The sequence below is a fragment of the Neorhizobium lilium genome (genome assembly GCF_004053875.1).
GTDB classification, from domain to species: domain Bacteria; phylum Pseudomonadota; class Alphaproteobacteria; order Rhizobiales; family Rhizobiaceae; genus Neorhizobium; species Neorhizobium lilii.
On record NZ_SBIP01000003.1, the window covers coordinates 357,073 to 379,178 of the forward strand.

The following is a 22,106-nucleotide window of genomic DNA, read 5'->3' on the forward strand; positions in this document are numbered from 1 at the left end:
CCTTCCGCCTATCGCTTCCCATAGAAGTCGGTGATGATCTTCCAGGCCTCGTCGGCCGTTTCCACGAAGCTGATCAGGTCCACATCGCCGGGCGCAATCGTGCCGAATTCCGCGAGCTTGTCGAAATTGATGATGCCGCGCCAGAAGCCTTCGCTGAACAGGATCAGCGGGATGCGCTCCATCCGCTTGGTCTGGATCAGCGTCAGTGCCTCGAACATTTCGTCCAGCGTGCCGAAACCGCCCGGGAAGACGGCGACCGCCTTCGCCCGCATCAGGAAGTGCATTTTCCGGATCGCGAAATAGTGGAAGTTGAAGCTGAGCTCGGGCGTGACGTATCGGTTTGGCGCCTGCTCATGGGGCAGCATGATATTGAGCCCGATGCTGGGTGCGCCTGCATCTGCCGCGCCGCGGTTGCCCGCCTCCATCACGCCCGGGCCGCCGCCGGTTACGACCACATATTCCTGATGGTTGAACTGGGCCGAGTGCGTGCCGCAAAGTTCTGCAAATTTGCGCGCCTCCTCATAATAGACGGAAGCGGCCTGCAGGCTGTTGCGCTGCACCTCGTTTTGGGCTGCCCAGGGCGCCTGTCCGGGAGCCGGAATGCGGGCGCCGCCGAACAGAACGACGGTGGATTTGATGCCGCGCTCGGTGAGCATCATCTCCGCCTTGGTCAGTTCCAGCTGCAGGCGGACCGGCCGCAACTCCTCACGGCTGAGGAAATCTTCGTCTGCATAGGCAAGGCGGTAGGTCGGAGATTCGGTTTGCGGCGTCCTTGGCTGGCCGGCAGCCGCATGCTTGTCCGCCTTGTTGTCCTTCAACGGGTCCCATACGCCATCCTTGCGCCGCGGCCCGTCACTCTTCAGCCTTGCCATGCCTATCATCCTTCTGACGCCACTTGCGACGCCAATTCGCATTGACGCTGGAGTGGCGGTCGCTTAGAGCAAATGACATCATTTGGCCAGCCGACAAGGCCTCCTCCGACCATCACGATACCGCGCGTCGTTTAAGGAACCATCATGAGCAGCCCGGACTTCTCCGCCCTGGAAAACACGATCGAAACCGCCTTCGACAACCGCGATGGCGTGAACCTGACGACCAGGGGTGAAATCCGGGATGCGGTGGAAGAGGCGCTCAACCTGCTGGATGCCGGCAAGGCACGGGTCGCGACCCGTGCCGAAGACGGCGCCTGGACGGTTCACCAGTGGCTGAAGAAGGCGGTTCTTCTGTCCTTCCGCCTGAACGACATGGAAGTGGTCAAGGGCGGCCCTGGCAATTCGAGCTGGTGGGACAAGGTCCCGTCGAAATTCGAAGGCTGGGGCGAGAACCAGTTTCGCGCCGCGGGTCTCCGCGCCGTGCCGAACGCCGTCGTGCGCCGCTCCGCCTTCATCGCGAAGAACGTCATCCTGATGCCGTCCTTCGTCAACCTCGGCGCCTATGTGGATGAGGGCACGATGGTGGATGCCTGGGCAACCGTCGGTTCATGCGCGCAGATCGGCAAGAACGTACACCTGTCGGGCGGCGTCGGCATCGGCGGCGTGCTGGAGCCCATGCAGGCCGGCCCCACCATCATCGAGGACAATTGCTTCATCGGCGCCCGTTCGGAAGTCGTGGAAGGCTGCATCGTCCGCGAAGGCTCCGTGCTCGGCATGGGCGTCTTCATCGGCAAATCGACCAAGATCGTCGATCGCGCTACGGGCGAGATCACTTACGGCGAAGTGCCGCCCTATTCTGTGGTTGTCGCCGGCGCGATGCCGGGCAAACCATTCCCGAACGGAGACATGGGGCCAGGCCTCTACTGCGCGGTGATCGTCAAGCGCGTCGACGCGCAGACCCGTTCCAAGACCGGCATCAACGAACTGCTACGCGACTGACCCAGATGTCTGCATCCGATCCGGTCGCAAATCTCCAGACGCTGATCCGTTGCCCGTCGGTCACGCCGGCCGAAGGCGGCGCGCTTTCGACGCTCGAAGCCATGCTCGTGCCGCTCGGCTTTGCCGTCGAGCGTATAGTGGCTTCGGAACCGGGCATGCCGGATATCGAAAACCTCTATGCGCGGCTGGGCACGGACGGTCCGCACCTGATGTTTGCCGGCCACACGGATGTGGTGCCGCCCGGCGATGAGACGAGCTGGCGCCATCCTCCCTTCGCGGCCGAAATCGATGCCGGCGAACTGTTTGGACGAGGTGCCGTCGATATGAAGGGCGGCATTGCCTGCTTTGTCGCCGCTGTTGCCCGCCATATCGAAGAGCATGACCCTCCAAAGGGCTCTATCTCTTTCCTGATCACCGGCGACGAGGAAGGACCGGCGGTCAATGGAACCGAGAAGCTGCTCAAGTGGGCAGCCGAAAAGGGCGAACGCTGGGACGCCTGCCTTGTCGGCGAGCCTACCAATCCGGATGTCCTGGGCGACATGATCAAGATCGGCCGGCGTGGTTCCGTCTCCGGCAAGGTCACGGTGTTCGGAGTTCAGGGCCACGCAGCCTATCCCCATCTTGCCGATAACCCGGTGCGCAGCCTGCTGCCACTGGCTGCCGCCTTGATGGACGAGCCCTTCGACACGGGCACGCCGGAATTCCCGGCCTCCAATCTCGAAGTGACGTCCATCGATGTCGGCAACCCAGCCACCAACGTCATTCCCGCGAAGGCTGGTTTCGCATTCAACATCCGTTTCAACGACACCTGGACGGCCGAGACCTTGAAGGCGGAAATTATCCGGCGGCTCGATAAGGCCGCCACGGCAAGCCCTCTGCGGCCTGGGCGCGCGCCGGCGCGCTACGAGATCGTTTGGGCGGAACGGCCGAGCCATGTCTTCCTGACCCGCAACAACGGCCTGATTGCGTCTTTGTCGGGTGCGGTCGAAGAGGTGACCGGGCGAGTACCCGCGCTATCGACCACCGGCGGAACATCCGATGCCCGCTTCATCAAGGATTACTGCCCGGTCGTGGAGTTCGGGCTGGTGGGCCAGACCATGCACATGGTGGATGAGCGGGTTGCCCTTGCCGATCTGGAGACACTCACCCAGATCTATGGGACTTTCCTCTCCCGCTGGTTCGATAATGCCCTCCTATCATGAAGTCAGGCTATACCTGAGCGGCCTCTGGCTGCTCGTCAAAGGCGATGCGCAGGGTTTCCGCCTGCTCGATATCTCCAATCGCGGCATTACGCGTTCCTTCTGGGCCTATCTCTGGTGCGTGCCCGCCATGGCAGTGTCCTGGGGCTGGATGCGGCTTTCCTTCCTTCAGGCCTCTCCGCCGGAAACCAGGGCAGGCTTCCCCTTCTTCCTGCGGCTCGCCATGATCGAGGCGATCAACTGGATCGTGCCGCTGATCCTGATCGGTGCCCTGTGCCTGCTGCTGGGTCTGGCGCGCAAATTCCCGGCCATCGTCGTTGCCATGAACTGGCTGTCGGTCCCCTTTGCCTATGTGTCCGCCGTGCTCATGCTGGGGGTGACGCTGCTGCCGGGCGCATCGCATCTCTTCGCCGTCCTGGAGATGGCGTTGCTGTTTGCCGGCGTCGCATGCAGTTCCCGCATACTCCGCCTCATTTGCGGCCCGGAAACCTTGACCGTGACCGCTATGGTCCTGTTGCTCTTCGTGCCCGACTGGCTGCTGACGGTCGTCCTGCAGCAATATCTCGGCATATCCTTCAACTAAAACGGTTCACGCGTCGTCCGGGTAGTCGACCTGCATGAAGTAGAGCCCGTCTGGGGGAGCAACCGGACCGCATTCCTTTCGGTCACGCGCGTCCAGGGCAGCGCGGACATCCTGCGGCGTCATCTTGCCCTGGCCCGCGAGCTTCAGCGTTCCGGCAAAGGAGCGGATCTGGTTGTGCAGGAAGCTCTGGGCAGTTGCCCTGATCTCGATCAGATGACCGGTGCGCGACACATCCAGCCGGTCCAGAGTGCGGATCGGGCTCGTCGCCTGGCAGTGGATGGAGCGGAAGGTCGTGAAATCGTGACGCCCGATCAAGGTCTGCGCCGCCGCATTCATGACTTCGTGATCGAGATCGCGCGACACCCACCAGGCCCGCTTCGCTTCGAGCGCTAGCGGCGAGGGACGGTTGAGGATGCGGTAGAGGTAATGACGACGAATGGCCGAGAAGCGGGCGTCGAATGTTGCTTCGACCGCCTGCACGTCGATAACCGATACTTTTTCGCCAGCGGTCATCAGATAGGCGTTCACGGCATTGCGCAGCTTGTCCGGCTGCCAGTCGCGGGAGAGGTCTACATGGGTGACCTGACCCATGGCATGCACGCCGGAATCGGTACGCCCCGCACCTCGAATGACGACCGTTTCGCCGGTCAGCCCCAGGACCGCGTTCTGCAAAGCCGTCTGAACCGAGTGGCCGTTCTTCTGCCGCTGCCAGCCGACATAGGGCGTGCCGTCATATTCCACGATCATCCGGTAGCGCGGCATCAGTCCTGTCCTGCTGTCGGCAAGAAACGGGTGCCCTTGGGAATCGGGGTGCCGCGCAGAAAGTCGGACACGGCAAGTGCCTTGCCTCCGGCGCGCTGAAGCCGGAGCAGCCGGACGGCGCCCGTCCCGCAGGCCACGGTCAACGCCTCGTCCAGAACCGTGCCGGGCTCTCCCGATCCCTCGCCGACAGCCGAGGAGAGCACCTTGATCCGCTCCGGCCGGCCATTGATCTCGGCCTCGAACCAGGCGCCCGGAAACGGCGATAGGCCCCGGATATGGTTGTGTACGGCTTCCGCCGGCTTGCCGAAGTCGATGCGGGTCTCGGCCTTGTCGATCTTGGCGGCGTAGACGGCCCCGTCCTGTGGCTGAGGGGTCAGCGGCAAATCCCCAGCCTCGAGCTTTTCCATGGCTTCGACCATGGCGTGCGTACCGACCAGCATGAGCTTGTCATGCAGCTCGCCGGCAGTCATGGCGTCATCGATCTCGACGTCGCGGGCAAGGGCGACAGGGCCGGTATCCAGACCCTTGTCCATCTTCATGACCATCATGCCGGTCTTGGCGTCGCCCGCCATGATCGCCCGCTGGATGGGAGCGGCCCCGCGCCAGCGCGGCAAGAGCGACGCATGGCCGTTATAGCAGCCGAGCCGGGTGCCGCTGAGGATCGCTTCAGGCAGCAGCAGGCCATAGGCCACAACGACCGCCACATCCGCATGAAAAGCCCGAAAAACCTCCCGGTCTTCCGCGGCCTTGAAATTGAGCGGCGTCAGCACCGGGATGCCCAGCAGTTCCGACGCCTGATGCACCGGCGACTTCACCAGATCCAGCCCGCGTCGGCCGCCAGGCCTCGGCGGCTGCGTGTAAACGGCGACGATATCATGGCCGGCCTGTTTCAGGCTCTGCAATGTCGGAACGGAAAATTCCGGCGTGCCCATGAAGATGATGCGAAGCGACATTCACACTCCCGCGTCTTTCAGGGACGCGCCTCTGCGTAAGGATCCAAGGCGTCTGTTCAGACGGGCTTTGCCTTAGCGGCCTTGGTGAATTTCTTGATCACCATTTCGCGCTTCAGGCGCGAGATATGGTCGATGAAAAGCACGCCGTTCAAGTGGTCGATCTCGTGCTGAAGGCAGGTGGCGAGCAGCCCGTCGGCTTCTACAACATGCTCCTTGCCGTCGCGGCCGATATGCTTGACGGTCACCGCCGCCGGGCGCTCGACTTCAGCATAATATTCCGGAATGGAGAGACAGCCTTCCTCGTAAACGGAGCGCTCCTCGGAGGATGCTACGATTTCCGGATTGATGAAAACCTGCGGGTTCTTTTCCTCTCCCTCGCGCGCCACGTCCACCACCAGCAGACGGCGGGCGACGCCGATCTGGACGGCAGCCAGCCCGATGCCCGGTGCATCGTACATCGTCTCCAGCATGTCGTCTGTAAGCGTCAGAATCTCTGCATCCACACGCTCGATAGGGGTGGACACCTGGCGCAGGATCGGCTCGGGAAGAATGATAAGCGGCTTGATGGTCATCGCTCCCCATAACCCATCTTTTTGAGGGAGGAAACAGCATTTGCACCCTCTCAACGACCAATGTTCATGATTTGATCTTCCCTGGAGACGGATTTCTGCTAGCTTGGACACATGAACCAGCTGGCCGCCTTGCTTCCCACCGACAACAGCACTTTGACCGCGATCCTCGCCGCAGCCGTCGTCGGACTGCTGCTTGCGGTGATCCTGGCCCTTCTCGGCAGCGGGCGGCACCGGAGGGAGGCGGAACGGAGAGCAGCGGAGGCGGATCAGCGCTTGGCCGAACTCATCAGGCTGCAGGGGGAAATGCAGGGCCGCCTGTCGGTAATGGCGGAGGGCCTTTCGAACCGGCAGTCGGAGCTCAACCAGGTGGTCAGCCAGCGGCTGGACGGCATGACCCACCGGATCGGCGCTACCCTTTCGGAGCAGACCAGGTCCACCCACGAGAACCTGAGACTGCTGCAGGAGCGGCTTGCGGTCATCGACGCCGCACAGAACAATATTCAGACGCTGGCCAAGGATGTCGTGGGCCTGCAGGCGATCCTGTCCAACAAGCAGACCCGCGGCGCCTTCGGCCAAGGTCGGATGGAGGCGATCGTAGCGGATGGACTGCCGCAGGGCGCGTTCTCGTTCCAGACGACCCTGTCGAACGGCTTGCGGCCGGACTGCACGATCCGGATGCCGAACGGTGTGCCGCCGCTGGTGATCGACGCCAAGTTTCCGCTGGAAGCCTGGAACGCTTATCGCGAGGCAGCGGCGCCGGAAGCGCGCCGGGCGGCAGGCCAGCAGTTCCGCCGGGACCTGGAGGGGCATATCCGGGATATTTCGGAAAAATATCTGATTGCCGGTGAGACACAGGATATGGCCTTCCTGTTCGTGCCCTCGGAATCCATCTTCGCGGATATCCACGAGCATTTCGAGGCGGCCGTCACCAAGGCCCAGCGCTCGCATGTCGTGATCGTCTCGCCCTCGCTGCTCATGCTCTCCATCCAGGTCATCCAGGCGGTCCTCAAGGACCAGCGCATGCGCGAACAGGCGCATCTGATCCAGAGCGAGGTGGCGCTGTTGATGGAGGATCTCGGCCGCCTCGATGACCGGACGCGCAAGCTTCAAGGTCATTTCCTGGCAGCACAGAAGGATGTGGAGCAGATCCTGACCTCCAGCGACAAGCTCAACCGGCGCGGAGCAAAGATCGAAGCGCTGGAGCTGGAGGCCCCGGCGACGCCTGCCGAGGCGCCGCAGTCCACAAGGTCGGTGGAAAGCCGAACCGGTCTTCTCAAGCTGAGGGTGGTTGACGAGGAGTAAGCCTCTCGGGCAGAGTCGGTCAAAACAAGCATCAAGGCAGGCAGCACCATGATTACCGTCTTCGGCTCCATCAACATGGACCTCATCGCAACGACGGATCGTCTGCCGCAGCCGGGCGAAACCGTGTCCGGTTCGCAGTTCTCCACGGCGGCCGGCGGCAAGGGTGCCAACCAGGCTCTGGCAGCCCGCCGCGCCGGCAGCACTGTCCGCATGGCAGGCGCCGTCGGAGAGGATGGCTTTGCAGAACCGGCTCTGGCCCTTCTGGAAGAAGCGGGTGTCGATCTTTCCGGTGTCGCGCGGGTCCAGGAGGCGACTGGCACAGCGCTCATCCTGGTTGGCGGGACGGGGGAGAACATGATCGCCGTGGTTCCGGGCGCCAATGGCACGGTAAGCGAATCCGATGCTGCAGCGGCACTGTACGCCATGTCGCCGGGCGATATCATGATGCTGCAGCTGGAAATACCACCTGCTTCAGTGGAAGCCGCGCTGAATGGCGCTCGTGAGAAAGGCGTCGTCACGGTCATCAACACGGCGCCGCTCACCGCCGATGCCCCGCACCTGGCTCGCCTGGCCGACATCGTCGTCGCCAATGAAACCGAGTTCGCGCTGCTGCTGGGACGCGAGCTGCGGGACAATGCGGCGCGGGAGGAGGCGCTGCGCCAGCTCCATCAGGAAACCGGACAGACGATCGTGGTCACGCTCGGCGCCGACGGCGTCATCGCCATTCGTGACGGCGAACTCACCTCGGCCAAGGGTCTCGCCATCGAACCGGTGGATACAGTTGGGGCGGGCGATACCTTTTGCGGCTATCTGGCGACCGGTCTCGACCAGGGGCTTTCCTTTGTGGATGCCTTGCGGCGAGCTGCTGTCGCAGGTTCGCTTGCCTGTCTTGCTCGTGGCGCGCAGCCATCCATTCCGCTGGCGCAGGCCGTCAGCGACAGGCTCCAGCGGAACTAGCCGCGCCTGCATCCTTTATCGCCCGGTCATTCGGATTTTATTCAAAGTTAAGACCTTGAGCCTAGCGTAAGCGTGGCGCAATTCGCGGAGCCGAGTTCCATACCGCCATCCGCGGCGGCCCCATGAATGGGGCGATGATGGGCCATGTCGTCATTTCTCCCAATCGCGATGCGAGGCGGCCCATGTTTTTCCCGATCAAGTTGAGATCGCTTTCCACCAAATTAATAATGCTGACAGGCGTTACGATTGCCCTGCTGCTCCTGATTTCCAATGCCTTCCTGATTGTCCAGACCCGAGACCGCGTGTCCAGCCTCATCGTTGCTCAAGCGGAAGAGCAGGCTCGGGCGATCGCCAACGAGGTGGCTGTAGACATGGGCCAGCTCGCAGGCGCCGCCCGGTCCATCGCCGGTGTCATCGGCCGCGGGCATGCTGGGGGCTATCTCGATCGCAAGGGTGTGACGGATGCCTTGAAGGCCAATCTCGAGCAGAACGCTTTCGCCTACGGCAGCTGGTTTGCCGAATCGCCCGGCATGTTCGACGGCAAGAATGCCGAACTTGTCGGCAACAAGGACATGGGCGCCAATAAAAAGGGTGAGCTTGCACCATACTGGACGAAGAGCAAGACCGGCGAGATCGCCTATAGCGTCTTCGACGTCGATACTCAGGCGGAGTGGTATGCACTAGCGGCAAAGTCCGGCAAGGGCGCATTGACCCAGCCCTATGTGGAAAGCACGACCGGCGCCAACACGGCCATGAGTTCCGTTGCCTACCCGGTCATGTCCGGTTCCAAATTCATCGGCGTCGCGGGCCTTGATGTCTCGCTCGCCACATTGACGAAGAAGTTGCAGGCCATGCGCCCATTCGGCTCGGGCCGCGTGCTGCTGGTGTCGCAGGGCGGCAAGTGGATCGTTCCCGTCGATCCGGCCAATCTGATGAAGCCAGTCGAAGGCGAAGCTGCCGACAAGCTGCTTGCTGCGCTGAAATCGGGCGCTCCCGCCAATATCTCCGACATGACGGCCGAAGCCAAGGAACCCTACGAACGCGTCGTCTACCCCTTTACCGTTCCCGACCTCAATACCAATTGGGCAATCGTCGTCGACGTGCCCCAGAGCGTCATGGCTGGGCCGGTTCAGGATCAGACCTTCGCCATGGTGGTGAGCGGCGTCCTGCTTCTCGCCGGCGTCATCGTCACGCTTTACTTCGCCAGCGGCTCCTTCGTCCGTCGCCCGCTGAAGGCTGTGCTGGACAGCGTGGCGCTGCTCGGCGCGGGCCGTTATGACGCTGCCGTAAAGGGCCAGGACCGCACGGACGAGATCGGTTCGCTCGCAAAGGCGCTGGACGGCTTCCGCCATTCGCTGGCCGATGGCCGGCGGTTGGAGAGCGAAACGGAAGCGCAGCGCAGCGCAGCAAACGAAGAAAGGCGGCGCGCCGAAGGTCAGCGTGAGGAGAATGCCAGAGAGCAATCCCAAATCGTCGCCTCCTTGGCGGCGGGCCTTGCGGAACTTTCGAACGGCAATCTCTCCTACCGGATCCAGGCGGAGTTCCCAGGCGAATATGCCAAGCTGAAGGTGGATTTCAACAAGGCGCTTGCAAGCTTGGAAGAGACGGTGGCTGCCGTGAACTCTGCGGTCGATACGATCGGAAGCGGCACCGGCGAAATCGCCTCGAGCGCCATGGATCTGTCGCGTCGGACGGAACAGCAGGCGGCCAGCCTGGAGGAGACCGCAGCAGCACTCAACGAGCTTACGGCCCAGGTCCATTCCAGTGCCGAGAACGCCAGCGCCGCAGCTTCCACCGTTAATTCGGCGTGCGAAGATGCCGAAAAGTCCGGTGAGGTCGTGCAGAAGGCGGTCGCCTCCATGCAGGGCATCGCGCAATCGTCTCAGGAAATTTCCCGCATCATTGGCGTGATCGACGAGATCGCCTTCCAGACCAACCTTCTCGCCCTCAATGCAGGTGTCGAGGCGGCCCGCGCAGGGGAGGCGGGCAAGGGCTTTGCAGTCGTGGCGCAGGAAGTTCGCGAACTCGCTCAGCGCTCGGCCAATGCCGCCAAGGAGATCAAGACGCTGATCCACGCCTCCACCACCCAGGTGGGCGAGGGCGTCGATCTGGTCGGCCGGGCCGGCGATGCGCTGCAGAAGATCGCGGTGCAGGTCATGCAGATCAACGGGCTGATCCGTCAGATCTCGTCTTCCGCAGCGGAACAGGCAACCGGCCTCAAGGAGGTCAATTCTGCGGTAAACCAGATGGATCAGGTCACGCAGCAGAACGCCGCCATGGTGGAAGAAGCAACGGCGGCAAGCGCCGCTCTGAGCGGCGAGGCGGAAACGCTGAAATCGCTCGTTGCTCGCTTCCGTATCTCCTCCTCGTTTGCCGAGCAGGGCTACGGTGCGCAGCAGGTGGGACGTCAGCGCCGCTACGCCTAAGATCTGGGCAACAAAAGGCCTGAAACTATGAACCCGCCCCTGGCGACAGGAGCGGGTTCATCTTTGACGATTGCCGGGACTAGTTCAAAGGGGGCGGAGAACTAGAGGGGGCGGTCCGGCATGTCGTCAATAGTGATCTGGCCGTCCTTGTCGGTGTCCAGCATGGTGAAGAGCTTGTCGGTTGCAGCGGACGCTTCAGCCTTGCTGATCTTGCCGTCATGATCTTCATCGAGCATGCGGAAGAAGCGCGGTCCCATCATCGGTCCGTGGCCGCCCATCTTGCCGCCCGGACCCATGTCGCGGGCGTCGCGCCGATCATGATGGCGTTCGCCGTGACGGTGCGGTCCATGACGATCAGCCCGGTCGTGGTCGCGGGGGCCGCGAGGCTCATTGTCGTCTGCGTCGTCGGCAGGACCCGGACCTGGATGCTTGTCGTCACCCTCGGCCTTTGGGTGGGTCTTGCGGAAATCCTCCATCTTGGCGGTCCGGAAGTCGAGCAGTTCACCGCGGGTCACGAAGCCATCCTTGTTGGCGTCGATCTGGGTAAACAGCTGATCCTGCCAGGCCGTCATTTCGTCCTTGGAGATTTTAGCATCCTTGTTGGTGTCGGCAGACTTCAACAGGCGCACAAAGAGAAGCTCGTTCATCATGCCTCGACCTAGCCCACGGTGGCCTTCAGGTCCTGGACGATCCTGACCTGCTGGGCCGGGAGGTGGCGGCGCGGCGAATGCCGGGATGGATGCCCCGGCGATCAAAGCTGCTCCGAGAGATGCGAGAGCAATTTTTCTGACGTTCATGGGGTGGTCCTTTCCGGTTCATTCCGATGCCTGGAAGTTAGGCTTCGCAACCGGCCGCGACCACTTAAACATCTGTAATGTGAGTGAACTTTTCGTAAGGCTAATCTTCAAGCCGCCATGATGCCGGTCAGGAAGGCCGCAAGATCGTCGGTCACGTAGTCGATGTGATCGTCTTCCGTCGTTGGCCGCTCCCACCGCTCCAGGACGACCGCTTCCAGGTTTCGCGGCACGAGCAGGACGGTGCGCATGCCGAGTGCCTTCGGCACTTGCAGATTGCGCGGCAGGTCTTCGAACATGGCTGCGTGCGCCGTGTCGATCTTGTGGAGGCTAGCGAACTTGTCATAGGTCGCGCTGGCCGGCTTCGGAAGGTAACCTGCTGCAACGATATCGAACACGTCGTCGAAATGGTCGAGAATGCCAAGCGCCCGCGCCGCCGCTTGCGCATGCGGCACGCTGCCATTGGTGAAGATGAACTTGCGGCCCGGAAGCGCCTTGATGGCGTCACCCAGGGCAGGATCGGGGAGCAGGGCGGAATAGTCGATGGCGTGAGCCTGCTCCAGAAATCCGTCCGGATCGATGCCGTGATGAAGCATCAGCCCCTGCAGCGTCGTGCCATGTTCATGGTAATATTGTTTTTGAAGCGCTCTGGCTTCTGCAGGCTCCAGCTGCAGCAGTTGCTGCACATAGGCCGTCATGTTGCGGTCGATCTGCGCGAACAGATTGATGTGATGGGGGTAGAGCGTGTTGTCGAGGTCGAAGACCCACGCGCGGACATGGGCGAAGTCGGTGGGGTCGGGCGAAGTTTTCGGCATCTTTTCCATGACGTGCCTTATGCACGCTCCAGCCGGCGAATAAAATCGAAAAGGCGATCCGTTTGCCGCCAAACCGGCCTTGGCGCCGTGTGAAACTGCATGTTACTCCGAGCCGCATGGAACTCTGGATACCGATCACCATCGCCGCTGCATTCATGCAGAACCTGCGGTCCGCCTTGCAGAAACATCTGCAGGGCAGGCTTGGCACGCGTGCGGCGAGCTTCGTGCGCTTCGGCTACGGCTTCCCTATCGCCGTGGTCTATGTCACCTGCCTTCATCTGTTTGCAGGCTACGCTTTTCCTGCCCTGAACCTCAGCTTTGCCCTATGGTCGGTCATCGGCGGGCTGGCGCAGATCTTCGCCACGATGATGCTGGTCTACCTGTTCTCGCTCCGGAACTTCGCGGTGGGCACCGCCTATTCCAAGACGGAGCCCGTGCAGGCGGCCATCTTCGGCTTCATCCTGCTTGGTGAAAAGCTGAGCGCCGGTTCGATCGTCGCGATCATCGTCGGCGTGATCGGCGTGATGCTCATTTCCATGGCAAAGCTGCCACTCTCCTGGCGTAACCTCCTGGTCGCATTGACTGGCCGAACGGCGCTGATCGGCATCGCTTCGGGCGCCGTCTTCGGCATTTCCGCAGTCGCCTACCGCAAGGCATCCTTGTCCCTCGATGGTCCGGGGCCGGTCATGCAGGCAGCCGTGACACTCGCCTGCGTTACCACGTTCCAGACAGCTTTCATGCTGGTCTGGATGTATTGGAAGGATAAGCAGGAGATCGTCCAGGTGGTGCGGACCTGGCGCTCGTCGTCGCTTGTGGGGCTGGCCGGCGTGCTTGGCTCGGCCGGATGGTTCACGGCCATGACCCTGCAGCAGGTGGCCTATGTCAGGGCGCTCGGTCAGATCGAGCTCGTCTTCACCTTCATGGCTTCATACTTCCTGTTCCACGAGCGGGTCAGCCGCATGGAACTGGCAGGATGCCTGCTGATCGTCTGCGGCATTCTCGGCCTCCTGTTTTCCTGAAGGCCGAGGTTGCCCCGGTCTCAGGGAACGATCAGCGTGCCGGCGCCGTGTTCGGTGAAGATTTCCAGCAGGACCGAATGGGCCGTCTTGCCGTTCAGGATGACGACGCCCTGGACCCCTGACTTGATCGCCGCGATGCAGGTCTCGACCTTGGGGATCATGCCGCCCGAAATCGTGCCATCCTTGATCAGCTCGAGAGCCTGCGCCACCGTCAGCTCCTTGATGAGCTGCTTGTCCTTGTCGAGGACGCCAGGAACGTCGGTGAGGAAGAGGAGGCGGGTGGCATTGAGCGCGCCGGCAATTGCGCCGGCAAACGTGTCGGCATTGATGTTGTAGGTGGCGCCGTCGCGGCCGGGAGCGACGGGAGCGATCACCGGGATCATCTCCGACTTGGCGAGTAGGTCGAGGAGCGTGCGGTCCACTTCCACCACTTCGCCGACGAAGCCGAGATCAAGAACGCGTTCGATGTGACTATCCGGATCGATCACGGTTTTCTTGGCTTTTTCGGCAAACACCATGTTGCCGTCCTTGCCGCAAAGCCCGATCGCCCATTCACCGGTCTGGTTGATCAGCGCCACGATCTCCTTGTTGATCGAGCCGGCAAGAACCATCTCGACGATCTCGACCGTCTTCTGGTCCGTGACGCGCAAGCCGCCTTCGAACTTGGATTCGATGCCCATCTTGGTCAGCATGGCGCCGATCTGCGGGCCGCCGCCGTGGACGACGATCGGGTTGACGCCGGACTGTTTCAAAAGCGCGATATCAGCTGCGAAAGCCTTGCCGAGTTCCGGATCGCCCATGGCATGGCCGCCGTATTTCACGACGATCGTCTTGTTCTCGTAACGCTGCATATAGGGCAGCGCCTGCGCCAGAAGCTTGGCCTGAAGCTCGCTTTCGGAAACTGACATTGTATTCCTCGTGATCTTGAAGTGGAGGCCTTGTAGCGCATGTTTTAAACCGGGGAAATAATCCAGGCCCAAGATTTGCACGTAACCATCGGCAGACCCAGCCTTGCGAAGAGAGGGAAGCCGCGTGTCCACCGAAGCCGACATCGCCAGCATGATCCAGCGGGTGGCATTGCGCGACCGGGCGGCGCTTGCGCAGCTTTATCCCGCCGTTTCAGCGAAACTCTTTTCCGTCTGTCTGCGTATCTTGAGGAATAGGCCGGATGCGGAAGACGCGCTTCAGGAGGTGTTCATCAAGATCTGGCAGCGCGCCGACCGTTTCGCCGCTGCAGGAACGAGTCCGGTAGGTTGGCTGGTAGCAGTTGCCCGCAACCATGCCATCGATCGGTTGCGCTCCCGCAGACCGGCAAGTGAAAGTCTTGATGAGGCCCACGCAATCGCAGACATTGGGCGCAGTCCGGAAGCGGAAACAGTGCTGAAGGGAGAGGGCAGGCGCGTTGACAGGTGTATGCAGGAGCTAGAGCCGGACAGGGCGGGCGCCGTTCGGAGCGCCTATGTGGAAGGATTAAGCTACCAGGAGCTGGCGGACCGCCATTCGGTTCCGCTCAATACGATGCGCACCTGGCTCCGGCGCAGTCTTATGAAGCTTAGAGAGTGCCTCGATCGATGACCACCACCTCCGATGACAGCGAACCGGACGGCCCCCGCGACGACCTGCTGGCCGGCGAATACGTGCTGGGCGTGCTGTCGCTTGAGGACCGACGCCGTGTGGAGGCACGTCTTCGGCAGGAGCCGGCCTTGGCCGCGGCAGTCGCCCGGTGGGAGGACAACCTTTCGGCCCTGAATGCCGAATATGCCGAAGTGACCCCGCCTGCTGAAACCTATGCCAGGATCGAGTCAAGGCTTTTTGGCACCAGCGCCGGGACGTCCTCCTCTGCTGTGTCTTTATGGAATTCCCTGCTGCTCTGGCGCAGCCTCGCTTTTGCCTGCTCGGCGGCCCTGGTCGCCTACTTGGCCTATAACGGCGAATGGATCGGCGGATCGATCCCAAGCACGCCGCTCGTCGCGGAGTTGAGCGGCCAGCAAGAGGGCAGCCTCACGCTCATGGCCCATTACGATGCGGACAGCGGTCGCCTGCAGCTTGCGCCGGTGTCCGTCGGTCCCGCGCAGCAGCACTCGCTGGAACTCTGGCTGGTGCCCGGCGGTGACGATCCTGCCATTTCGCTGGGCGTGTTGCCCCAGACGGGTGAAGGCGCTGTGGACGTTCCGCCGCAGCTGCGGCCAAGACTAGGCGAGGGGGTAACCTTCGCCGTCAGCCTGGAACCGCTTGGCGGTTCTCCGAACGGAGCACGGACCGGCCCGATCGTGGCGGTCGGCCAGGCGCGTCGTCCCTGAACAATCCCGCAGATCCGCACGCCTGAAAAAAGTGCGGGTCGGCAAGATTTTTTGGGCCACTGCTGAAACTCTTTCTCCCCGCGTCTCGTCCCTTGATTTGTACCCGCCAATGTCGGGACGCCTGACGTCTTTGGGAGGCGCGCATCTGCGCCGGGGCGATCGGGCTGTTGAAGAGGAAGAGAAACACCATGAACAAGTCTGCATTTCGCACACTCGCACTTGCCACCGTTCTTTCCGTCGTCACGGCCAACGCTTTCGCGGCAAACCCCAAAGTGGGAGGCGCTGCCATGTACGAAGACAAGAACATCGTAGAGAACGCTGTGAACTCGAAGGATCACACAACGCTGGTCGCCGCCGTGAAAGCAGCGGGCTTGGTGGAAACGCTGCAAGGCAAGGGACCGTTCACGGTCTTCGCACCCACCAACGAAGCCTTCGAAAAGCTGCCCAAGGGCACGGTGGAGACCCTGCTGAAGCCGGAAAACAAGGCCCAGTTGACCAAGGTGCTGACCTGCCATGTCGTTGCAGCCGACGCCATGTCTTCCGCCATCGAAAAGATGATCAAGGACGACAAGGGCACGCATGACGTCAAGACGGTTGGCGGCTGCATCCTCAAGGCAAAGGAAATGGGCGGCAAGATCACCCTCACCGATGAAACCGGCGGCGTCGCCCATGTCACGATCGCCGACGTAAAGCAGTCGAACGGCGTCATTCACGTCATCGACAAGGTTCTGCTGCCGAAGATGTAAGGCTGGGCCTGAATAGGCCCCAAGCGTGCGAGGCGTAACGTAGAAGGTATGCCCGCACCCGATCCGGTCGCTCTCCACGGGCGGCCGGATTTTTTTAGTCAGACGGGATGACCGACCGTCTTGGCGATAGCCTGGCGCAGTTCCTCGAGACCTTCGCCCTTTTCGGACGAGGTGGAGAGCACTTCCGGGAAGGCGGCCGGACGCTTGCGGATCTTTTCCGTCGTTTCGGCAATCAGCTTGGGAACTGCGGGCTCCTTGATCTTGTCCGTCTTGGTCAGCACGATCTGGTAGGAAACGGCTGCCTTGTCGAGCAGAGAAAGCACGTCATCGTCGTTCTTCTTGAGGCCATGGCGGCTGTCGATCAGCACGTAGACGCGCTTCAGTGTCGCCCGTCCGCGCAGATAATCGAAAACGAGTTTCGTCCAGGCATCCACCTGTTCCTTCGGAGCCTGGGCGTAGCCGTAGCCCGGCATATCGACCAGCGCCATCGGCGGCAGGTCGCCGCTTTCTCCGGAATAGCCTTCCGGTACGAAATAATTGAGTTCCTGGGTGCGGCCCGGCGTGTTGGATGTACGGGCAAGCCCCTTATGGCCGACAAGCGCATTGATCAGCGACGACTTTCCCACATTGGAACGGCCGGCAAAGGCGATTTCCAGCGGCCCCTCAGGTGGCAGGAACTTCAAGGCCGGCACGCCGCGGATGAAGATCCAGGGGCGGCCGAACAAGGGCTTTTCCTCTGCGCGCGGGTCGGTCGGCATGATCGTTTCCTTCAATGGTAGGGTTCGGAATCCGGGTTTTGCTCCGGCATGTCAAGCTTTGCTGCCCAACATCGACACCTCGGGCCGAAGGCCCAAATGAAAAACCCCGCCGAAGCGGGGTCCTTCAGGCTATTTCGAGGCCGCCGGCTTTCGCTTGAAGAGGCCCTTCATATTGTCGAACAATTCGATCTTGGCGCCGTGCCGCTTCATGATGATCGCCTGCTGGCTCACCGACAGCGTGTTGTTCCAGGCCCAGTAGATCACGAGACCCGCCGGGAAGGACGACAGCATGTAGGTGAAGATCAGCGGCATCCAGGTGAAGATGGCAGCCTGGGTCGGGTCCGGCGGGGTCGGGTTCATCCGCATCTGCAGGAACATGGTGATGCCCATGACGATCGGCCATACACCGATCATCATGAAATGCGGCACGTCATAGGGCAGCAGGCCGAACAGGTTGAACAGCGAGGTCGGGTCGGGCGCGGACAGATCCTGGATCCAGCCAAAGAAGGGCGCATGCCGCATCTCGATCGTGGTGTAGATGACCTTGTAGAGCGAAAAGAAGATCGGGATCTGCAGCACGACCGGCCAGCAACCGGCGATCGGGTTGATCTTCTCTTCCTTGTAGAGTTGCATCGTAGCCTGCTGGAGGGCCATGCGGTCGTCGCCGAACTTCTCCTTCAGCTCTGCCATCTTCGGCTGCATGCGCTTCATGTTGGCCATGGAAGCATACTGCTTGCTGGCGAGCGGGAAGAACAGGAGCTTCACGACAACGGTCGTCAGCAGGATGGCAACGCCAAAATTGCCGACATGGCGGAAGAAGAAGTCCATCAGTTTGAACATCGGCTTGGTGATGAAATAGAACCAGCCCCAATCGATCACCAGGTCGAAATGCGGAATGGAATACTGATCCACATAGGCATCCACTAGCGGCACTTCCTTGGCGCCGGCAAAGACCAGGTTCTTGAGCTCGGTCGATTGGCCGGGCTGGATGGTGACGCCGTCGCTCTTGTAGTCCGCCTGGTAGCGCGGCTGGCCGTCGGTGAAGTGCGTGAAGCGTGAGTCGTAGGCGACCGACTGAGGCGGTACGATGGTGGCCGCCCAATATTTGTCGGTGATGCCGATCCAGCCGCCGGTTGCCTTTTCGTTGGTGACAGCCGCCTTTTCGACATTGGCATAGGTCGGTTCGGTCAGGCTGCCGCCAGTACCGAGCACGGCGAGGAAGCCCTCGTGTATGACCCAGACAGCCGGTGTCGCGGGCTTGTTGTTGCGCGTCACGCGGCCATAGCTCGAAACCGTCACGGGCGCGCCGGTCGGATTGTCGATCTTGTCGCTGACCGTGAGCATGTAGTGGTCATCGACGGAAATGGTGCGGGTGAAGACCAGGCCCTTGTCGTTGGTGAAAGACAGGGTGACGGGCGTCTGCACCGTCAGCTTGTCGCCGGAGGCAAGCGTCCATTGCGTGCCGGGGCCGGGTGTGGCGCCGCTGGCGTCGCTGCCGACATAGCCGAGCTCGGTGAAATAGCCGTCCTTGGTATCTGCGGGAGAAAAGAGCGTGATGAGCGGGCTCTTGTCATCGACCGTCTCATGATAATCCTTGAGCTTCAGGTCGTCGAAGCGGGCGCCGGTCAGGTTGATCGAGCCGGAAATGGCGGGCGTGTCGATCTGGATACGCTGCGACTTGGCCAGCGCCTGGTCGCGCGTCGCGGTCGCCTCTGCCTGGCTGGCACCGGGAAGGTTGCCGGTCGTCGTTGCCGCTCCGGGGCTTTCCGGCGTGAAGTTCTGCCCGGCCTGCTGGCCCGACTGCTGCTGAAGGGCCTGCTTGGCCTCATCGGCGCGTTGCTGGGCCTCCATCCTCGGGCCCATGTAGAGGAACTGCCAGGCAAGGACGATCACGACCGAAAGCGCGATCGCGATGAAGTAGTTACGATTCTTTTCCATCATGCTTTCCTGGAACAGGTGTCCTCGGACCCCCCTGTCTCGACCCGCCCTGTCTGGACGCGTTTTGCTTGGGAGTGCTTTCAATGCGCTCGACCAGTCGTGCGGTCAGCTCGGCAAAGGGCGTGTTCAGTACGTCCCGCCGCGCGACAATGACATAGTCGTGTCCGTTCTTCATTGCAATTGCGGCAGACTGCCTGACCGCCGCCTTCAGGCGACGCCGCATGCGGTTTCGTTCCACCGCGTTGCCGTGCTTCTTGGTGACGGTAAATCCAACCCGCGGGGGATCTTCCGGCTGGTGCCGATCCAGCACCTCCAAGAGGAAGGCTCGGCCGCGGCGAACCTCTCCGTTCCGCACGGCAAGGAACTGCGGCCGGCTCTTCAGCCGGCCGACAGTTTTCGTGTCGTTCGTTTCCTTCGTCATCGCCCGCACATTTCGGGCATCCCGGCCTTAAGCCGAGAGACGCTGCCGGCCACGTCCGCGGCGAGCAGAAAGAACCTTTTGGCCGCCTTTGGTGGCCATACGTGCACGGAAGCCGTGACGGCGCTTGCGAACAAGCTTGGACGGTTGGTAGGTACGCTTCATTTTTTTAATGCCGCGGTGTGCGGCCCTTCTTTGATTTGCTTCGCAAGGAAGCAAGAGCGTTTCGGATTGACGATCAGCGCAGGCAGATGCACGCGTGCAAGCCCGCCAGAGCTGAACGTGGCCGGCTTATAAGGGGAATGACACGGAAAAGTCAATTGGAGCCGACAAGAAGGCACTACGCTGGACGTCATTCGAGCCGTCGGCGAAGGCGCGGCATCGAGTATCGCTCGTCAACTAAAATCCGCTTGATCCCATTAAGGACGATGACAACGGCATTGCTGTTACAGCACTCTCGAAAATAAGGGATAAAAATTCACAGTGCCAGCAGTTCTGCGAACCTAATTGCCGTTGGGCCAGAAAATGCACTCGATCTTGGCAAATGAGCCCAGTCGCCATCCGTAAGTCAGGCTGCACGGATGAAGTGTTGTTAAGGTCTGGCTGGTATTCTGTGCAAAAGCCAAGATTGCCCTTCGCGTGCCTGCTAGGAGAGCCTGAGTGAAAATCGGATTAAAAGTGACCCTTCTTGTCGGCATGATGAGTTTGGTAACCTGCGTAATTGGTGGCGTGGCGCTATTTGCTGTCCGCGAGTATCAGACGCAGAGTGAGAACTATGCCGATATAGCTGATCGCGCCTATAAAGGTGAGCATCTGAATCGCCTTGTGACAGCCGTCGTGATGGACTCGCGCGGCATTTACGCGGCCAAGGATGTCGCTGCTGCCAAACCCTTTGGCGAGAGCCTTCTGAAGTCGCTCGACGATATCGAGAAGTTGATTGCGCAGTGGAAGCCACAGGTGCCGGCGCAGCAAAAGGAAAGCTTTGACAAGCTCGTCGCCCGCTTCCAGGAGTTCAAGGCTTTCCGTACCGAAACTGCAAGGCTCGGCCAGGCGGAAGGGCCACAGGCGGCAAGCGCGCAGGGCAATAACGACGCCAATCGCAGCAATCGCAAGGCGTATCAGGCCGAGATCGACGCAATCGTCAAGGCAGACCAGGCCGAACTGGACAGCCTCAGCGCGCAGATGGCCTCCTTTGGCGAGGCGGTCTTCTATATCGTTCTCCTTGTAACGCTGTTGGGCGTTGTAGGCGGTCTGGCCTGCGGTCTTTATATTGCCCGCAGGCAGCTCAGCCAGCCGATCCTCGATCTCACCTCCTCCATGAAGAAGATCGCCGAGGGAAATTACGATACGGACGTGCTCTCCGCCGGTCGCCAGGATGAGATTGGCGACATGGCAGCCGCAATGGAGATCTTCAAGACCAATGGTCTGGAAGTTGCCCGCATGAACGCATCCGACCTCGCCCTACGAACCAAGAGCGACGACTTGCAGAAGCGCATGTCCGCCGTGGTGGCGGCTGCCGCGGAAGGTGATTTCACCGGCCGGATCGGCAAGCAATGGGGGGAGGAGACCCTGGATGCCTTCGCCCGCAACGTCGATCATCTGATGGGCAGTGTGGATGCCGGTATCTCCGAAACCCGGCGGGTGGTGGAGAGCCTTGCGGACGGCAATCTTATGGACAGCATGAACGGCCAGTTCAAGGGAACCTTTGCCGAGCTGCAGCAGAACGTCAATAGCGCGATGGAAACTCTGCGCAGCACTATGCGCAATGTCCGCCAGGCGACGAGTTCCATGAACGGCAGCACCAACGAACTCAGCATGGCGACCAATGATCTGTCCAAGCGTACCGAGCAGCAGGCTGCCGCGCTGGAGCAGACCTCAGCCGCGCTCGACCAGATTACCGCCGTGGTGAAGACGTCGACCGAGCGCGCGCAGGAAGCCACCATCATGGTGGGCGAGGCAAATCAGAGCGCCGTTCAGTCGGGGGAGGTGGTGCGAAACGCCGTCGCAGCCATGGGTCGCATCGAACAGGCATCCCGCGAGATCGCCCAGATCACCAATGTCATCGACGAGATCGCCTTCCAGACCAACCTTCTGGCACTCAATGCAGGGGTCGAGGCGGCACGCGCCGGCGAAGCGGGCAAGGGTTTCGCAGTCGTCGCCCAGGAAGTCCGCGAATTGGCGCAGCGTTCCGCAAGCGCTGCCAAGGACATCAAGGGCTTGATCAGCAAGTCCGGCGAGGAAGTGGCCGGCGGGGTTGCTTTCGTGCAAAAGACGGGTGAGGCGCTTGCCGAAATCGAAACCCGGGTTCTGCGGATTAACGACCACATCCACTCGATCGCCGTCGCCTCGCGCGAACAGGCGACCGGGCTCGGCGAAGTCAACTCGGCCGTCAACCAAATGGATCAGGTCACTCAGCAGAATGCGGCCATGGTTGAGGAAACCTCGGCGGCGACAAGCAAGCTTGCATCGGAAGCCAACAGCCTGTTCGACCTGATCTCGCACTTCCAGATCGGTGAGGATGCTCATTCGGCCGGCGAACCCGCCTGGCAGCAGAGCCGGCCCGTTGCGGCGACGCAAGGGCACAGGCCGCGCGTATCGCCGGTCAAGGCTATGGCCGGGACGCTTGCCCGCGCCTTTGGCGGAGGAAAAGCGGCAACGGCACCGAGCGATTGGCAGGAATTCTGATCCAAACC

Annotated in this window: 22 protein-coding genes; 11 read left to right on the plus strand and 11 right to left on the minus strand. The window is 61.6% G+C overall.

Annotation, left to right across the window (positions count from 1 at the left end):
* Positions 1-8: 8 nt before the first annotated feature.
* Positions 9-872: an LOG family protein gene (locus EPK99_RS14345; protein WP_128443764.1), complete on the minus strand. Its 864-nt coding sequence runs from the start codon at positions 870-872 to the stop codon at positions 9-11.
* A 144-nt stretch (positions 873-1,016) separates the two neighbouring features.
* Here EPK99_RS14345 and dapD point away from each other — a divergent pair, with 144 nt between their 5' ends.
* Genes dapD through EPK99_RS14360 form a run of 3 tightly spaced genes read left to right on the plus strand, consistent with a single transcriptional unit; the run spans position 1,017 to position 3,653 of the window.
* Complete coding sequence (gene dapD, locus EPK99_RS14350) at positions 1,017-1,871, plus strand: 2,3,4,5-tetrahydropyridine-2,6-dicarboxylate N-succinyltransferase (protein WP_128443765.1); 855 nt, start codon at positions 1,017-1,019, stop codon at positions 1,869-1,871.
* 5 nt (positions 1,872-1,876) lie between these two features.
* Positions 1,877-3,073 carry a succinyl-diaminopimelate desuccinylase gene (gene dapE, locus EPK99_RS14355; protein WP_128443766.1) on the plus strand — a complete coding sequence of 399 codons (1,197 nt, stop codon included), beginning with the start codon at positions 1,877-1,879 and terminating at the stop codon, positions 3,071-3,073.
* A complete protein-coding gene (locus EPK99_RS14360) occupies positions 3,057-3,653 on the plus strand; it encodes a hypothetical protein (protein ID WP_128443767.1) in 597 nt (198 codons plus the stop codon). The genes dapE and EPK99_RS14360 overlap by 17 nt, the downstream gene beginning before the upstream one ends.
* Positions 3,654-3,659: 6 nt before the next feature.
* On the opposite strand, the gene truA is transcribed toward EPK99_RS14360, so the two are convergent.
* The 3 genes from truA to def are packed head-to-tail and all read right to left on the minus strand — an operon-like array spanning position 3,660 to position 5,940.
* Complete coding sequence (gene truA / locus EPK99_RS14365) at positions 3,660-4,415, minus strand: tRNA pseudouridine(38-40) synthase TruA (RefSeq protein WP_128443768.1); 756 nt, start codon at positions 4,413-4,415, stop codon at positions 3,660-3,662.
* The gene (gene fmt, locus EPK99_RS14370; protein WP_128443769.1) at positions 4,415-5,368 is read right to left on the minus strand and encodes a methionyl-tRNA formyltransferase; all 954 of its coding nucleotides are present in this window, start codon (positions 5,366-5,368) and stop codon (positions 4,415-4,417) included. Before fmt ends, truA begins: the two co-directional genes overlap by 1 nt.
* Positions 5,369-5,424: 56 nt before the next feature.
* On the minus strand, positions 5,425-5,940 hold the full coding sequence (def, locus tag EPK99_RS14375; RefSeq protein WP_128443770.1) for a peptide deformylase: 516 nt from the start codon (positions 5,938-5,940) through the stop codon (positions 5,425-5,427).
* A gap of 111 nt (positions 5,941-6,051) precedes the next feature.
* Here def and EPK99_RS14380 point away from each other — a divergent pair, with 111 nt between their 5' ends.
* From EPK99_RS14380 to EPK99_RS14390, 3 genes are all read left to right on the plus strand, one after another.
* Positions 6,052-7,242 carry a DNA recombination protein RmuC gene (locus EPK99_RS14380; protein WP_128443771.1) on the plus strand — a complete coding sequence of 397 codons (1,191 nt, stop codon included), beginning with the start codon at positions 6,052-6,054 and terminating at the stop codon, positions 7,240-7,242.
* Between the two features lie 48 nt (positions 7,243-7,290).
* Positions 7,291-8,199 carry a ribokinase gene (locus tag EPK99_RS14385; RefSeq protein WP_128443772.1) on the plus strand — a complete coding sequence of 303 codons (909 nt, stop codon included), beginning with the start codon at positions 7,291-7,293 and terminating at the stop codon, positions 8,197-8,199.
* A gap of 227 nt (positions 8,200-8,426) precedes the next feature.
* Positions 8,427-10,625 (plus strand): methyl-accepting chemotaxis protein, encoded by a 2,199-nt coding sequence (locus tag EPK99_RS14390; protein WP_245582427.1) that lies wholly within the window; start codon positions 8,427-8,429, stop codon positions 10,623-10,625.
* Between the two features lie 101 nt (positions 10,626-10,726).
* Here the strand turns inward: EPK99_RS14390 and EPK99_RS14395 are convergent, their stop codons facing one another.
* On the minus strand, positions 10,727-11,272 hold the full coding sequence (locus EPK99_RS14395) for an EF-hand domain-containing protein (protein WP_245582428.1): 546 nt from the start codon (positions 11,270-11,272) through the stop codon (positions 10,727-10,729).
* A gap of 257 nt (positions 11,273-11,529) precedes the next feature.
* The gene (locus EPK99_RS14400; protein WP_128443775.1) at positions 11,530-12,243 is read right to left on the minus strand and encodes a pyrimidine 5'-nucleotidase; all 714 of its coding nucleotides are present in this window, start codon (positions 12,241-12,243) and stop codon (positions 11,530-11,532) included.
* Between the two features lie 107 nt (positions 12,244-12,350).
* Here EPK99_RS14400 and EPK99_RS14405 point away from each other — a divergent pair, with 107 nt between their 5' ends.
* On the plus strand, positions 12,351-13,253 hold the full coding sequence (locus tag EPK99_RS14405) for a DMT family transporter (protein ID WP_128443776.1): 903 nt from the start codon (positions 12,351-12,353) through the stop codon (positions 13,251-13,253).
* 20 nt (positions 13,254-13,273) lie between these two features.
* Here EPK99_RS14405 and argB read toward each other — a convergent pair whose 3' ends face one another.
* Positions 13,274-14,161, minus strand: coding sequence for an acetylglutamate kinase (gene argB, locus EPK99_RS14410; protein ID WP_128443777.1), 888 nt, complete (start codon positions 14,159-14,161; stop codon positions 13,274-13,276).
* 151 nt (positions 14,162-14,312) lie between these two features.
* On the opposite strand from argB, the gene EPK99_RS14415 reads away from it, so the two are divergent.
* The 3 genes from EPK99_RS14415 (at position 14,313) to EPK99_RS14425 (ending at position 16,299) form a co-directional block, all read left to right on the plus strand.
* Positions 14,313-14,828: a sigma-70 family RNA polymerase sigma factor gene (locus EPK99_RS14415; RefSeq protein WP_245582463.1), complete on the plus strand. Its 516-nt coding sequence runs from the start codon at positions 14,313-14,315 to the stop codon at positions 14,826-14,828.
* Positions 14,825-15,553 carry an anti-sigma factor gene (locus tag EPK99_RS14420; protein ID WP_128443779.1) on the plus strand — a complete coding sequence of 243 codons (729 nt, stop codon included), beginning with the start codon at positions 14,825-14,827 and terminating at the stop codon, positions 15,551-15,553. Before EPK99_RS14415 ends, EPK99_RS14420 begins: the two co-directional genes overlap by 4 nt.
* Positions 15,554-15,741: 188 nt before the next feature.
* Positions 15,742-16,299 carry a fasciclin domain-containing protein gene (locus EPK99_RS14425; protein WP_128443780.1) on the plus strand — a complete coding sequence of 186 codons (558 nt, stop codon included), beginning with the start codon at positions 15,742-15,744 and terminating at the stop codon, positions 16,297-16,299.
* Between the two features lie 98 nt (positions 16,300-16,397).
* On the opposite strand, the gene yihA is transcribed toward EPK99_RS14425, so the two are convergent.
* The 4 genes from yihA to rpmH form a co-directional block, all read right to left on the minus strand.
* Positions 16,398-17,057, minus strand: coding sequence for a ribosome biogenesis GTP-binding protein YihA/YsxC (yihA, locus tag EPK99_RS14430; protein ID WP_128443781.1), 660 nt, complete (start codon positions 17,055-17,057; stop codon positions 16,398-16,400).
* Positions 17,058-17,186: 129 nt separating this feature from the next.
* Positions 17,187-18,995: a membrane protein insertase YidC gene (yidC, locus tag EPK99_RS14435; RefSeq protein ID WP_128443782.1), complete on the minus strand. Its 1,809-nt coding sequence runs from the start codon at positions 18,993-18,995 to the stop codon at positions 17,187-17,189.
* Positions 18,979-19,416: a ribonuclease P protein component gene (gene rnpA / locus EPK99_RS14440; RefSeq protein WP_128443783.1), complete on the minus strand. Its 438-nt coding sequence runs from the start codon at positions 19,414-19,416 to the stop codon at positions 18,979-18,981. Before rnpA ends, yidC begins: the two co-directional genes overlap by 17 nt.
* Positions 19,417-19,443: 27 nt before the next feature.
* Entirely contained in the window at positions 19,444-19,578 is a 135-nt protein-coding gene (rpmH, locus tag EPK99_RS14445) for a 50S ribosomal protein L34 (RefSeq protein WP_128443784.1), read from the minus strand.
* 495 nt (positions 19,579-20,073) lie between these two features.
* Here rpmH and EPK99_RS14450 point away from each other — a divergent pair, with 495 nt between their 5' ends.
* Positions 20,074-22,098 (plus strand): methyl-accepting chemotaxis protein, encoded by a 2,025-nt coding sequence (locus EPK99_RS14450; protein WP_128443785.1) that lies wholly within the window; start codon positions 20,074-20,076, stop codon positions 22,096-22,098.
* The last annotated feature ends 8 nt before the right edge of the window (positions 22,099-22,106 follow it).